This window comes from Pseudomonas sp. R28(2017) (genome assembly GCF_002112505.1).
Lineage (GTDB): Bacteria > Pseudomonadota > Gammaproteobacteria > Pseudomonadales > Pseudomonadaceae > Aquipseudomonas.
On sequence record NZ_NEHW01000005.1, the window covers coordinates 338,678 to 352,685 of the forward strand.

The 14,008-nt window shown below is 66.0% G+C and carries 13 protein-coding genes and 1 riboswitch; of the genes, 1 reads left to right on the forward strand and 12 read right to left on the reverse strand.

Annotated features, from left to right (window positions below):
- Nucleotides 1–26 precede the first annotated feature (26 nt).
- The 11 genes from CAF78_RS11665 to CAF78_RS11715 all read right to left on the reverse strand — a co-directional run bounded on the left by CAF78_RS11665 (nt 27) and on the right by CAF78_RS11715 (nt 10,310).
- A complete protein-coding gene (locus CAF78_RS11665; RefSeq protein WP_085675356.1) occupies nt 27–755 on the reverse strand; it encodes an adenosylcobinamide-GDP ribazoletransferase in 729 nt (242 codons plus the stop codon).
- Nucleotide 756: 1 nt separating this feature from the next.
- A complete protein-coding gene (gene cobC / locus CAF78_RS11670; RefSeq protein ID WP_085675355.1) occupies nt 757–1,314 on the reverse strand; it encodes an alpha-ribazole phosphatase family protein in 558 nt (185 codons plus the stop codon).
- Nucleotides 1,311–2,366, reverse strand: a complete 1,056-nt coding sequence (cobT, locus tag CAF78_RS11675; protein WP_085675354.1) for a nicotinate-nucleotide--dimethylbenzimidazole phosphoribosyltransferase — start codon at nt 2,364–2,366, stop codon at nt 1,311–1,313. Before cobT ends, cobC begins: the two co-directional genes overlap by 4 nt.
- A complete protein-coding gene (gene cobU / locus CAF78_RS11680) occupies nt 2,363–2,884 on the reverse strand; it encodes a bifunctional adenosylcobinamide kinase/adenosylcobinamide-phosphate guanylyltransferase (RefSeq protein ID WP_085675353.1) in 522 nt (173 codons plus the stop codon). The genes cobT and cobU overlap by 4 nt, the downstream gene beginning before the upstream one ends.
- A gap of 1 nt (nt 2,885) precedes the next feature.
- Nucleotides 2,886–4,340 (reverse strand): cobyric acid synthase, encoded by a 1,455-nt coding sequence (locus tag CAF78_RS11685; RefSeq protein WP_085675352.1) that lies wholly within the window; start codon nt 4,338–4,340, stop codon nt 2,886–2,888.
- Nucleotides 4,337–5,329: a threonine-phosphate decarboxylase CobD gene (gene cobD / locus CAF78_RS11690; protein ID WP_085675351.1), complete on the reverse strand. Its 993-nt coding sequence runs from the start codon at nt 5,327–5,329 to the stop codon at nt 4,337–4,339. The genes CAF78_RS11685 and cobD overlap by 4 nt, the downstream gene beginning before the upstream one ends.
- On the reverse strand, nt 5,322–6,230 hold the full coding sequence (gene cbiB, locus CAF78_RS11695; RefSeq protein WP_085675350.1) for an adenosylcobinamide-phosphate synthase CbiB: 909 nt from the start codon (nt 6,228–6,230) through the stop codon (nt 5,322–5,324). The genes cobD and cbiB overlap by 8 nt, the downstream gene beginning before the upstream one ends.
- Nucleotides 6,227–6,877, reverse strand: a complete 651-nt coding sequence (gene bluB, locus CAF78_RS11700; RefSeq protein ID WP_085675349.1) for a 5,6-dimethylbenzimidazole synthase — start codon at nt 6,875–6,877, stop codon at nt 6,227–6,229. The genes cbiB and bluB overlap by 4 nt, the downstream gene beginning before the upstream one ends.
- A complete protein-coding gene (locus tag CAF78_RS11705; protein WP_085675348.1) occupies nt 6,874–8,169 on the reverse strand; it encodes a cobyrinate a,c-diamide synthase in 1,296 nt (431 codons plus the stop codon). Before CAF78_RS11705 ends, bluB begins: the two co-directional genes overlap by 4 nt.
- Nucleotides 8,166–8,777, reverse strand: a complete 612-nt coding sequence (gene cobO / locus CAF78_RS11710) for a cob(I)yrinic acid a,c-diamide adenosyltransferase (protein WP_085675347.1) — start codon at nt 8,775–8,777, stop codon at nt 8,166–8,168. The genes CAF78_RS11705 and cobO overlap by 4 nt, the downstream gene beginning before the upstream one ends.
- A gap of 118 nt (nt 8,778–8,895) precedes the next feature.
- Nucleotides 8,896–9,118: riboswitch (cobalamin riboswitch) on the reverse strand.
- A gap of 130 nt (nt 9,119–9,248) precedes the next feature.
- Nucleotides 9,249–10,310 (reverse strand): tartrate dehydrogenase, encoded by a 1,062-nt coding sequence (locus CAF78_RS11715; RefSeq protein WP_085675346.1) that lies wholly within the window; start codon nt 10,308–10,310, stop codon nt 9,249–9,251.
- A 123-nt stretch (nt 10,311–10,433) separates the two neighbouring features.
- Between CAF78_RS11715 and CAF78_RS11720 the strand changes: the two genes are divergently transcribed.
- Nucleotides 10,434–11,351 (forward strand): LysR family transcriptional regulator, encoded by a 918-nt coding sequence (locus CAF78_RS11720; protein WP_085675597.1) that lies wholly within the window; start codon nt 10,434–10,436, stop codon nt 11,349–11,351.
- 12 nt (nt 11,352–11,363) lie between these two features.
- Here the strand turns inward: CAF78_RS11720 and CAF78_RS11725 are convergent, their stop codons facing one another.
- Nucleotides 11,364–13,997, reverse strand: a complete 2,634-nt coding sequence (locus tag CAF78_RS11725; protein WP_256573872.1) for a dermonecrotic toxin domain-containing protein — start codon at nt 13,995–13,997, stop codon at nt 11,364–11,366.
- Nucleotides 13,998–14,008: the final 11 nt, after the last annotated feature.

Consider the following 14,008-nt stretch of genomic DNA (forward strand, 5'->3'; position numbering starts at 1 on the left):
GCTCACCGCAGTTTGTAGGAGTATTCCTAAACCGCCAACCCCAACAGCACCGTCAGCTCAAGAATCTCAAGCATTGCCCCTGCCGTATCGCCCGTAGTCCCACCCAGACGCTTGCACATCAACCGGCGCAACCCGATGAACACCGCGAACGCCACCAACATCGGCAAGACCGCGCGCATGCCGCCCAGCAGCAAACACACCAGCACGCTGATGAGCAAAACCCACCTGGCCGCACGCCGCGGCAAGTGCTCGGCCAGCGCCTGCCCCAGGCCCCCGCGGCGCACATAAGGGGTAGCGAGAAACAACCCGAGCATCGCCGCTCGCCCTACCACCGGAGCCAGCAGCAATGCCATGCCCGCCTCCTGTTCGACCAGCACCCACAAGGCACAGAACTTCAGCAGCAACACCAGCACCAGGGTGACCACGGCAATCGGCCCGCTGCGCGGATCCTTCATGATCTGCAGCGTGCGCTCACGGTCACCGAAGCCGCCCAGCCAGGCATCGGCGCTGTCGGCCAGGCCATCCAGATGAAGCGCGCCGCTGAGCAGTACCCACAATGCCAGCAGCAAGGCTGCGTGCAACGGCGCCGGCACACTTTGCAGAAGGTGGCTGGCCCCCCACAGCAAGAGGCCGAACAGCACGCCCACCAGCGGGTAGCAAAGCAGCGAACGCCCCATTTCCCGAGGCGCCGGCATCCCCGGCAAACGCACCGGCAAGCTGCTGAGAAACTGCAAGGCAATCCAGAACGGCAGCATGTCAGAGCACCTCGCGCAGCGCGCCATGTTCATCCACCGCCAGGCGCATCAGCGCGCCATGGCCGACCTCGACCTGCAGCAACTGCTCCCTGGGCAGCCCACGGGCACGTGCCAGCAGCAGGCGCATGACGCCGCCATGGGTGACCAGCAGCACGCGCTGGCCGGCATGCTGCTGGCGCAAGCGGCCGATGGCGGCCAGCACGCGCTCGGCGAAGGCCGCGACAGGCTCCCCCGCAGGCGGTGTGTAGCTGTACGGGTCAGCCCAGAACCGCCCCAGCTCGTCAGCCTGCGTTTGCATGATCTGCACTGCGCTGCGCCCTTCCCACTCGCCGAAATGCAGCTCTTGCAGATCCGCTTCGAGCTGTACCGGCATGCCCAGCTGCGCGGCAAACCGCGCACAGCGCTGCAACGGCGAGCTGACCAGCACATCCCAGGGGCCGGCATCCGCCAGCGCGTCACGCATCTGGCCCCAGCCCTTGTCGGTCAAGGCATCGTCCAGGCTGCCGCGCAGGCCGCCGCCCAACTCGGTTTCACCGTGGCGCAGCAGGTCGAGGATCATGCCGGGCGATCCGCCACTGCAGCCTCGGCGAAGGTCGCCATCTGCCCGTGCAAGGCACAGGCCAGGCGCATCAGCGGCACCGCCAAGGCGGCTCCACTGCCCTCGCCCAGGCGCAGCCCCAAGGCCAGCAGCGGCTCGGCCTGCAACGCGGCGAGCAGGGTCTTGTGCCCAGGCTCCGCGCCCTGATGAGCGAACAGCAGCCAGTCACGGCTCTGTGGGTTGAGGCGCACCACCAGCAATGCGGCGACGCTGCAGATGAAGCCATCCACCAGCACCGCGATACCCTGCTGGGCACAGGCGAGGTAGGCACCGGTCAGCGCCGCGATCTCGAAGCCGCCGACACAAGCCAGCGCCTGCAGCGGCGCATCGGCGCGCAGGCCGTGCAGCACCAGGGCGCGCTCGATCACTTCGGCCTTGTGGCGGACACCTGCACTGTCCAGGCCGGTACCCGGCCCACTCAGCTCACGTGCCGGGCAGGCCAGCAAAGTACTGGCCAGGGCTGCGGCGGCGGAGGTGTTGCCGATGCCCATCTCGCCACCGATGAACAGCTGCGCCCCCTTGGCCGCCGCACGCAGGGCACTGTCACGACCGGCCTGCAAGGCCGCCTGCAGTTGCGCATCGGTCATGGCCGCCTGGCGGGCGAAGTTGGCGGTACCAGCGCCCAGGCGCAGGTGAAGCACCCCAGGCAGTTCCAGCTCAGGGTCGATGGTGCCCAGGTCGACCACTTCGAGGCTGGCCTGCAGTTGACGCGCCAGCACGCTGATCGCCGCGCCACCGCCAACGAAGTTACGCAGCATCTGCCCGGTGACCGCCTGCGGATAGGCCGAGATGCCCTCCTCGACCACACCGTGGTCGCCCGCGAAAATCGTGATGGCGACCTGATCCAGGGTTGGCCGCTCACACCCCTGCAACCCGGCCAGTTGCACGGCCAGGCCTTCGAGCTGGCCGAGCGAGCCGGCAGGTTTGGTCAGCTGCTGCTGACGGGCGCGGGCCTGGTCCATGGCGGCGTTGTCGAGAGGTTGGCAGGCATCACGCCACCAGGCTTGGTTCATAGAGCAGGTCCTTTGAGCATGAGAGGTAGGCCGGCCACGGTCAGCACCACACGCTGGCAGCGCTCGGCAACCGCCTGGTGCAACCCGCCGGCCAGGTCGACGTAACGGCGGGTCAACTCGCCCATGGGCACCACGCCCAGGCCGGTTTCGTTGCTGACCAGAATGATCGTGCCGGGCAATTGCTCCAGGCAGTCGAGCAGCGCGTCGCGCTCTGCGGCCAGGCGCTGCGGATCTTCGAGCATCAGCAGGTTGGTCAGCCACAAGGTCAGGCAATCGACCAGCAGGCAGCGGCCCTCGGCGGCTTCAGCGCGCAACACGTCGGCCAGCGCCAGGGGCTCCTCGATCAGCCCCCAGTCGGCTGGCCGACGCTCACGGTGCAAGCGCACGCGTTCGTTCATTTCGCCATCGAGCGGCTTGCTGGTGGCGATGTAGGTGACGGGCAGGTCGCTGTCGCTGGCCAGTTGTTCGGCCAGGCGGCTCTTGCCCGAACGGGCGCCGCCGAGGATCAGGTTGAGCATGTCAGGCGACTCCACACAGCGTTCGCAGGTACGCGGTATCCAGGTGCGTCTGCACCAGGTCAGCCAGGCGCTCGATATCACGTTCGCGCAGGGCTTCGTAATCGATGGTCTGCGCATGTTCCAGCCCCGCCCAGCGCAGCAACGCGGCGCAGGACTGGCTGCCCTCGAACAGGCCATGGAGGTAAGTGGCGAGGATCTGGCCATCGGCGCTGATCGCGCCATCGCAGCGGCCATTGGCGAGCTGCACGGCAGGCTGTTCCAGCGCAGGGCCTGTGGTAACGCCGGCATGAATTTCATAACCGGCGACCGGTGCGGCTTCCAGGCTCAGGGCGCCGGCAACGTTGCGCAGCTGCTTGTCGGCTTCGAGCACTGTCACGTAATCGAACAGGCCCAGCCCGGGGCTGGAACCGGCGGCGCCCTCGAGGCCGAGCGGGTCGTGCACTTCACGCCCCAGCATCTGCAGGCCACCGCAGATACCGATGAGCTTGCCGCCATAGCGCAGGTGCCGCTCGATGGCTTTGTCCCAGCCACGCTCGCGCAGTTGCGCGAGGTCGCCGCGCACGCTTTTCGAGCCGGGCAGAATGATCAGGTCGGCGGCCGGGATCGGCTGGCCTGGCCCGATGAACTGCAGGTCGACCTGCGGGTGCAGGCGCAGCGGGTCGAAATCGGTGTGGTTGCTGATGCGCGGCAGCACCGGGACGATCACCTTGAGCACGCGCTCCTGCTTGGCGCCCTGGCGAATGTCGATGCCATCTTCGGCTTCCAGGTGCAGGTCGGTGACATAGGGCAGCACACCCAACACGGGTTTGCCGGTGCGTTGCTGCAGCCAGTCCAGGCCCGGCTGCAGCAACGCGATGTCGCCGCGAAAACGGTTGATGACGAAGCCCTTGACCCGCGCCTGCTCGCTCGGCGAGAGCAGCTCGAGGGTGCCGACCAGGTGGGCGAATACCCCGCCACGGTTGATGTCGGCAACCAGGATCACCGGGCAGTCGACCGCCTCGGCAAAGCCCATGTTGGCGATGTCACCGGCGCGCAGGTTGATTTCGGCGGGCGAGCCCGCCCCTTCGACCATCACCACCGGGTAGGCCGCACTGAGGCGCTGGTGCGAGGCCAGTACCGCTTGCATGGCGATGGCCTTGTAGTCGTGATAGGCCACCGCGTTCATGCTGGTGACGGCGCGACCGTGAATGATCACCTGGGCGCCCGTATCGCTGTTGGGTTTGAGCAGGACCGGGTTCATGTCGGTGTGCGGCGCCAGTCGGCAGGCCTGGGCCTGCACCGCCTGGGCGCGGCCGATTTCGCCGCCGTCGGCGGTCACGGCGCTGTTGAGTGCCATGTTCTGGGGTTTGAACGGCACCACGCCGACGCCCTGACGCAACAACCAGCGGCACAAGGCGGTAACCAGTGTGCTCTTGCCGGCATCGGAGGTGGTGCCTTGCACCATGAGGGTGGTCATGCCGTTTCCTTCTGATAATCGGCCAGGGCCTGGGCCAGGCGCTGCTCGTCTGCGGCGTTTGCCGGCAAGCCAAGGCGCACGGCCGCAGGCTGCTCGAACAGGCGCACGAGGATGCCGCGGCGGGCGAGAAAGTCATGCAGGTGGGCTGCGCGCGCGTTGCGCACGTACTGGAACAGGTCGCAGCCGCCGCTAGGCGCCAGGCCACAACCCTGCAGCAGCGTAGCCAGGCGCTGACTGGCCAGGGCGCAGCGCTCGATCTGCGCCTGATGTGCGGCGTGGTCGGCAAAGCAGGCTTGCGCCAGCACCCGGGTCGGGCCACTGACTGTCCAGGGCCCGAGCAGCTCGGCAAGGCGCTGCAACAGCGGCAGCTCGGCCACTACGCAGCCCAGGCGCACGCCGGCCAGGCCAAAAAACTTGCCGAACGAACGCAGCACGATCAGGCCTGGGCGCTCGGCGCAAGCAGCCACACTGTGTTCAGGCGTGTTGTCCATGAACGCTTCGTCCACCACCAGCCAGCCACCGCGTTGCCCGAGGCGCGCATGCCAGGCCAGCAGCTGCTCAGGCGACACGAGCCGCCCGGTCGGGTTGTTCGGATTGACCAGCACCAGCACGTCGAGTTGATCGAGCTGCGCCTCGACCTGGCGCTCGTCCAGTTCGATCAGCTGGTGCCCCGCTCGCCGCCAGGCATGCGGATGCTCGGCATAACACGGCGTCAGTACACCAACGCGCCCAAGCGGGCGCAGCATGGGCAAGGCCTGGATCGCCGCCTGTGACCCCGCCACCGGCAACAGTTGCGGCACGCCGTAATAGCGCCGCGCGGCGTCTTCCAGACCGTCCTCGGCTTCCGGCAGCCGGGCCCAGGCGTCCAGTGGAATCGACGGAATCGGGTATGGCCAAGGGGCGATGCCGCTGGACAGATCGAGCCAGTCTTCGCGCGCGATCCCGTATTGCCGTACCGCCCGCAACAAGCGGCCACCGTGCTCAAGCATTCACATAGGCTCCCACGCAGATCAGCAATACCCACAACCATACGCCACGCTGCACCAGGCTCCAGCCGCGCTCGATGGCCTCGGCATCGGCCATCGGCCCTTCACCCAGACGCGGGCGCTCGTGCAACTCGCCGTGGTACACCGCCGGGCCGCCGAGCTCGACAGCCAGCGCACCGGCACCAGCGGCCATCACCGGCCCGGCGTTTGGGCTGTCCCACATCGGCGCCTGTTTGCGCCAGCAGGCCAGGGCCAGGCGCGTCTTGCCAAGCAGTGCGTACGTCAACGCCACCAGCCTGGCGGGAATATAGTTCAGCACATCGTCGATGCGCGCCGCGCACCAGCCAAAGCGCTCGAAGCGTTCGTTGCGATAGCCCCACATGGCGTCCAGGGTATTGCTCAGGCGGTACAGCACCACGCCCGGCGCACCGGCCACCACGAACCAGAACAGCGCGGCGAACACCGCATCGCTGCCGTTCTCCAGCACCGATTCGGTGGCGGCACGGGCGACCGCTGGCGCGTCCAGTTCACGGGTTTCACGGCTGACCAGATAACCGACGCGGCGCCGCGCTTCTTCCAGATCGCCCTGGCGCAAGGCGTTGGCCACCGGCAGCACGTGCTCGCCGAGGCTGCGCAAGCCGAGGGCGCAATACAGCGCCAGCACGTCCACCAGCCAGCCGACATAGGGCAGCCAGGACAGGATCAGCGCCACCAGGGTCAGCGGCACCACAGCCAGGAACCAGGCGCTCACACCATGGCTGCGCCAGCCGCGCCCACCGGCATTCAGGCGGCGCTCCAGGTTCGACGCCAGGTTGCCGAAGCCCACCAGCGGGTGCCGGCGCTTGGGCTCGCCCAGCAGCGCATCGAGGGCCACGCCGGCCACAGTCAGCAAAGCGACGCTCATGGGCGCTCTCCCCATTGGTTCTCGAACAGCATTTCACTCAAGGGGCGCTCTTGCGCCCAGTTTTCCTGTACCAGCATCGGCTGTGCGTAGAATTCGCTGACCGGCCCCAGGCACAACACCGCCACCGGCTTGGCCCCGGCAGGCATGCCCAGCAGCGCAGCCAGGGCTTGCGGGTCGAACAGCGACACCCAGCCCAGCCCCAGACCCTCGGCCCGGGCGGCCAGCCACAGGTTCTGGATGGCGCAGGCCAAGGAGGCCAGGTCCATTTCCGGCAAAGTGCGGCGGCCGAAGATGTGCGGCTCGCGGTTTTCCATCAACGCCGCTACCAGTACTTCGGCGCAGTCGCTGATGCCTTCGACCTTGAGCTTCATGAACGCATCAGAGCGTTCGCCCAGCGCTTCGGCGGTACGCACCCGCTCCTCTTCGACCAAGGCCTGGATGCGCCCGCGCAGCTCGCGCTGGCTGATGCGGATGAACCGCCAAGGCTGCATCAGGCCGACACTCGGTGCCTGGTGCGCGGCGGCCAGCAGCCGGCCGAGCAGCTCAGGCGCGACCGTGCCGCCGGCAAAGTGGCGCATGTCGCGGCGCTCACCGATTGCGCGGTAGATAGCGGCGCGCTCGGCAGCGCTGTACGCGTGATCGCTCATGGCCGCAACAGCGCCGCCGCCGCATCAGGGTTGGACGGGAAGTAGAAGTGCACGTAAGAGGCTGTCAGCCGGCCCAGTCGATACACCGCTTCGTTGCCCCGCCCGCCATTGGGGCTCAGGCCTCGCGCGATCGGCTCCAGCTCGGTGCTGGTCAGCGAGTGGTGGTAAGTGTGCCCGCGCAGGGTACCTTCCGGCAACTCCACGGCCTGCAGGGCCAGGGCCGCCAGGCGCTTCTGCATGGTCGCCTCCCCCGGCAGCAGGCCCAGCAGTCTTGCACGCTCGCCAGCGACGTCGGTCAGGGCATCGAGCAGGTACAGCATGCCGCCGCATTCGGCCAGCAACGGCTTGCCCTGGGCATGGTGGGCACGGATCGCTTCGCACATTGGTGTATTGGCAGCCAGTGCGTGGTGATGCAGCTCGGGGTAGCCTCCCGGCAGATACAGGCTGTCCACGGCCGGCAGCTCACGATCGTGCAGCGGCGAGAAGAACACCAGCTGTGCGCCCAGGTCACGCAGCAGGTCGAGGTTGGCGCCATAGGTAAAGGCGAACGCTTCGTCACGCGCCACACCAATGCGCACACCACTCAGCGACGCAGTAGACGCTTTCGGCTCAGGCGCGGCAAAGGCCACCGCCGGCGGCAAGGTGGCATCGCAACTGGCGCCGAGGGCTTCGGCGGCAGCATCCAGGCGGGCATCCAGGTCATTCAGCTCGCTGGCCTGGACCAGCCCAAGGTGGCGGCTGGGCAGCTCGATACCACGCTCGCGCGACAGCCCACCATACCAGCGCAGGCCCTCGGTCAGGCTGCCTTCGAGCAGTTGCGCGTGGCGCAGGCTACCGACCCGGTTGGCCAGCACGCCGGCGAACGGCAGGTCGGCCTGATAACGTGCCAGGCCCAGGGCCAGGGCGCCGAAGGTCTGGGCCATGGCCGTGCCGTCGATCACCGCCAGCACCGGCACGCCGAAGTGGCGGGCCAGGTCGGCGCTCGACGGGGTGCCGTCGAACAGGCCCATCACCCCTTCGATCAGGATCAGGTCGGCCTCCTCTGCAGCTTGCCACAGCAGCCGGCGGCTTTCTTCGGCACCGATCATCCACAGATCGAGCTGGTACACCGGCGCGCCGCTGGCCCGTTCAAGGATCATCGGGTCGAGGAAGTCAGGGCCGCACTTGAACACCCGGACCCTACGCCCAAGGTTGCGGTGCAGGCGGGCCAGGGCTGCGGTCACGGTGGTCTTGCCCTGGCCAGAGGCGGGTGCTGCGATCAGCACCGCCGGGCAGCTGCGCGCTTCACTCACAGTTCGACGCCCTTCTGCGCGCGAATGCCGGCCTGGAAGGCGTGCTTGAGCATGCCCATCTCGGTGACGGTGTCGGCCAGTTCGACCATTTCAGGCTTGGCTGCGCGGCCGGTGACGATCACGTGCTGCATCGGCGGCCGGGCCTGAATGTCACTCAGCACCTGGTCGAGGTCCAGATAGCCGTGCTTGAGGGCGATGTTCAACTCGTCGAGCACCACAAACTGCACGCCCGGGTCTTGCAGCAGCTGGCGCGATACCGCCCAGGCCGCTTCGGCGGCAGCGATGTCACGCTGGCGGTCCTGGGTCTCCCAGGTGAAGCCCTCGCCCATCACGTGGTAGCGCACCTGCTCGGGGAAGCGGCGGAAGAACAGCTCCTCGCCGGTGCTGTTGCGGCCCTTGATGAACTGCACCACACCGCACTGCATGCCATGGCCCAGGGCCCGGGCAAGCATGCCGAAGGCCGAACTGCTCTTGCCCTTGCCGTTGCCGGTGAGCACCAGCAGCAGCCCGCATTCGTTGGGGGAATTGGCGATGCGTTCGTCGATGACCGCCTTCTTGCGCTGCATGCGCGCCAGGTGGCGTTCGTCGCGTTCGGTGGATTCGCTCATGAAGGGTTCTCCGCAGTCTGGCGCCACGCGAACGGCGGCGACAGGTAGTAGGCGAGCAGACGGAGAACGCGCAGGAGCCATGGCCGGAGCCACGGTGCACCGCGCATCACCCTCCGTGATGCCGTTGGCAGTATCAGGCCGGTCTCCGGGCTTGTGAGAGGGCCATTCGGCCCAGGCCTGCGCGCCTTCCCGGGTACCTGTACCCAGTGGCCCTGCGCGGCCGCTACTCACCTACCGTTGCGGGGGCAGCGCCGGAATCGCGCCATGCTGGCGACCACCGGCTTCCCAGTTTCACCCTGCCCAGTCTGGGCTGGCAGGGCACCTGAAACACGCCGCGAAGGTTAGAGGGTTGCACGGGGAGCGTCAAATCGATATGCGGGGTGTCTGGCCTGGTTTTTGCGCCAGGGCATGAATCGAGCGCCGCCCGCGCGGCGCTCGATCTTACAGGCGCTACAAAAACACCGACAGACGCTACCCCCGGCGGAGCAACGCCAGCACCGCGTCGGTCACCTCGCGGGTGGTAGCCCTGCCGCCCAGGTCCGGCGTGTGCAGGCCACTCTCGGTCACCGCCTCGATGGCCGCCATCAGCTCACGCGCAGCGGCGGCCTCGCCCAGGTGCTCAAGCATCATTACCGCCGTCCAGAAGGTCGCGATCGGGTTGGCCACGCCCTTGCCGGTGATGTCGAAGGCCGAGCCGTGGATCGGTTCGAACATCGACGGGAATTCGCGGCTCGGGTTGAGGTTTGCAGTGGGCGCGATGCCCAGGCTACCAGACAGTGCGGCGGCCAGGTCGGAGAGGATGTCGGCATGCAGGTTGGTGGCCACCACCACATCCAGCTGCTCGGGCTTGAGCACCATGGTGGTGGTCACGGCATCCACCAGCTCACGGGTGGTGCGCACATCCGGGTAATCCTTGGCCACGTCCGCGAACACTTCATCCCACAACACCATGCCATGGCGCTGGGCGTTGGACTTGGTCACCAGGGTCAGGTGCTTCGCCGGGCGAGTGCGGGCCAGTTCGAAGGCGAAGCGGTGGATGCGCTCCACGCCCACGCGGGTAAAGGTCGAGACCTCGGTGGCCACCTCGATCGGCAGCCCCGGGTGTACCCGGCCACCGCTGCCGGAGTATTCACCCTCGGAGTTCTCGCGCACGATCACCCAGTCGATTGCCTTGCCCTTGGCCAGCGGGCTGGTAACGCCAGGCAGCACACGCGCCGGGCGCACGTTGGCGTATTGGTCGAAACCCTGGCAGATCGGCAGGCGCAGGCCCCACAGGGACACATGGTCGGGCACTTGCTGGCTGCCCACGGCGCCGAAGAAGATGGCGTCGAAGGCCTTGAGCGACGCCAGGCCACCCTCGGGAATGTACTGGCCCTCACGCAGGTAGCGTTCCGAGCCCCAGTCGAAGTGCTGGACATCAATGCCGAAGGTACCGTGCCTGGCCGCCAGGGCCTGCAGCACTTCCACACCCGCCGCGATCACTTCGACGCCGATGCCGTCACCCGGGATGGCGGCGATCTTGTAATTGTTCATGTCTCGACTCCCATGCTGTTGTGGCCCGCCGGGCTTGTGCCTGCGGGGATGGGGCGAGTATATGTAGTGAAACCAGGGCAGCAGTTAACCCTGCATCACCTCTTAAGTAACCGTGGGTTAATGATGAATCCGACACAGGACCTGGGCTTCTTCCACCTGCTGGCCAAGCAAGGCAGCCTGGCCGCCACGGCCCGTGAACTGGGCGTGACACCCCCTGCGGTGAGCAAGCGCCTGGCCGCGCTGGAAGCACGCCTGGGCATTCGCCTGGTCAACCGCACCACCCGCTCCATGAGCTTGACCGCCGAGGGCGAGCTGTACTTCGCCCATGCGGCGCGGATCCTCGCCCAGGTCGACGAAGTGGAACAGTTGATCGGCCAGCACCGCGCCGAACCCAAGGGGCTGATCCGGGTCAACGCGTCGCTGGGCTTCGGCCGCCGCTACATCGGCCCGGCACTGGCCGACTTCTATGCCCGCCACCCCGACATCGAGGTGCAGTTGGAGATCAGCGACCATCCGCTGGACCTGGCCAGCCATGGCTTCGACCTGGGCATCCGTTTCGGCAGCCTGCCGGATGCATCCTTCCACGCCCGCAAGATCGCCTCCAACCGCCGCTTGCTGTGCGCCTCCCCGCTGTACCTGGAGAAGCACGGCACGCCGCAGAAGCTGACGGACCTGAGCCAGCACAACTGCATTTTCCTGCGCCAGAACGAATCGCCCTATGGCGTGTGGACCTTCACCAATGGCGGCCGTACCCAGAACATCAAGGTGCGCGGGGCATTAAGCTGCAATGACGGCGAGGTGGCGCTGAACTGGGCATTGCAGGGCCACGGCATCCTGCTGCGCGCCGAATGGGACATCGCCCGCTACGTGCGCAGCGGGCGCTTGCGCCTGTTATTGGAGGACCAGACACCCACCCGCGCCGATGTCTATGCCGTTTACCCGCAGCAATTGCACCTCTCGGCACGCGTACGGCGCCTGATCGACTTTCTCATCGAACGCTTTGAACGCATCGACCATCTCGACCTGGAAGACGTGACCTGAGCGCGTGCGCCGTCATGCCGGGAAGAATCGCTGTGGCAGTTGCGCCGATTTGAACTGCGCCCGATAGGCAGCAAGGTCGAAAGCAAGGCCGGTACGCAAGTCGTGAATCGGCCCGGAAGCAGGCGCGTCGATCTGCCTGAGCGTGACCTTGATGAAACGGTAGTGCTCACCATAGACCTGCTCCAGGCCATCAATGCGAAAGTAGTTGCCAGGCAGGAACATCGACTCCGCTTCATCCCAGTAGATGGAGAATGCACTGACCGGCGTCGCATCGCGATAAGCCCCGGCTTGCAGTTCGAACACCACTGAACTGTCATCGAACAACCCCGGCAACCCGCCTGGAGCCTCGGCGAAAGGCAAGGAAGCGAATTCGGCAACCTTGTAGGGATTTTCGGTAAATGAAGTGAAATCGGTGTTCACCAGCACATCACCGAGCCGCAGATGGCCATTGCGATAGAACTCGCCGCTGGTCCCTCGCGAGCGGTGCCCACCGCGATAGAGCGTGACTTCGTTGCTCTTGGGCAGTTGCCCGAGGCTATCGGCCAGATCGTTTATATAGCTGTCTTCATCGCCGTATTTGTAGATACCTGAGCGGAAAACATCATTTACCCTCGATTCGTCACTGGTGTAGTACTCGATCAGGACATTGAAGTATTCGTTGCCGTAGCGATACGAGTAGTTGGGCCGGCCATCCACCATGACGCACTCCAGCCCGTTGGCATCGATGGCGGGGGCCTGGCCGCGCTGGAGTTCGGCCACCGACCAGTGCTTGAGCAACGCTTTCTGCCGTTGCAGGGCACGGCTGGAAAGGCGCTTGCTCTGTTCTGCATTGATGGATGTATAGGTATCCCAGAATGAAGACGATGTGCTGTTCATGCCTTCCACTTCGGGTGGCACACCGCCGGCCAGCCGCGGCGATTGCAACAGTTCCCACTCGCCAAATTCATTCAGGCGCACAGGCCGCAACGGGCCGAAAGCAAACGGATTGTCTGCCGGTACCACCAGCCACACCTCGAGTTCATGGCTGTAGCGCACCCGGTAGGTAAAGCCGTTGAGCTCGATCCAGCAGCTGCCGTCCGCCCGGACCCTGATGCCTTGCAAGCGCCCGGTACGCGCCGCCACGGTATCGGGCAGTCGATTGCTTTCCTGCCCCTGCAGAGGCAAGGTGGCGGACTCCACGACCTCCCAGTCCTCCACGACGACACCTTGCTCATGGGGCGGTGACGGGTAGGCCAAGGCCGTCAGGGTCGACTGGAAACCGATATCGATCATGTTCAAGGTGGCGAAGATGCTTTCGACCATGGCCGAGCGCAGGGCGTCCTTGCGCCCCTGCTCATCCACGGCATGCAACGCCTCATCGACATCCAGCCCGACCTTGCCGATGCTGGCGCCGAGCAGGATCAGCGACATGGGCCACCCCAATGGCGCAAGCCCGCCGAACACGCCCAGAAATGCCGACAGATAACTGCTGCACATCGCCTTGCGCAGCCTGCTGTTGTCCTGCAGCAGCAGGGCATTGCGGCGCATTTCCTCGGCGGCCTGGCTGGCCAGCCAGGCAAAGAGGCTGGAATCAAGTCGGCGCTTGAACAGCGACAAGGCGATCAACCCGGCCTGATCCGTCCGGCTATCAGCAATGCCATGCAGGTGAACGCGAATCAGCTGGTTGACGGCCCTGTCGCGCGGGTTGCTGTGGCAACCTTCGATGAACGCCTCCAGTGTCGCCGCCGCCTGCAGTTGCTCTCGCAACCAACTGGCCATCATCAGCTCGGAATCAAACCCTTTGAGCGCTTCAGTGGCCCATGGCAGGTAGGCCATGGTCCGGCCATCCTCGGCCTGAAAGGTGAACAGCCCGCCCCTGTCTCCCTCGCCGAACACATAACGGTCTATCGCCAGGGCATTGCTTGAGCTGCCACGCTCAAGCTTGGCCAATGTCGGCAGTTCACCTTCGCTGAGATCATCAGCCACCATGGCGCGCAAACGCTGCCAATCGAGCCTGCTGATGTTGCCGTCGCGCAATACCTTTGCCCCCTGCCCCAGCAGGTTGATCTTGGCAAGCACGGCGAAACGGGCGTCGTTGGCGGACCAGAACCGTTCCACCTGTTCACGGAAAAGCACCGCGAAATCCAACGTCCACAAGGCCTTCTGCACATCGCTGCCCAGCATCCGGACTTCGTTTCGTTCGTCGTACTCAGCGGCATGCGGCCCCTGAAAATAAAAGCCCCCCACCTGATCGAGCTGGTCGGATGCGTCCTGGAAATGCAGGTCGAATCGCTCGATCACCAGTTCAGTCATCACCATCGACTTCTGAGGCGGCCCACTGTGGCGCCAGCCCGTGAAGCTGGTGCTACTGGAGCTTTCGGTATTGAACTGGTGCCACCAGACGAACCGGGGATCCAACTGCCTGCCGGTATGCCTGAGCATGATCTGCTGCGCTTGCTCGCTCGCCAGCAGGAAAGGGTCGGGGTAATCACCCAGCAGCTCATCTACCAGGAGCACCAGGGGGCGCCCGGCGTCCAGTGCCGCAAGGCTGCGATTCATGCGTTGCTCGATTGTGCTCATGGCCTCTCCAGGCGGTTGCATTCGGGCAACCAGCCTGGCACCGCCGAGCGAGGGCATTGAGGTAGATGTATGCTGCCGTCGGCGCAATCGGCCGCTCA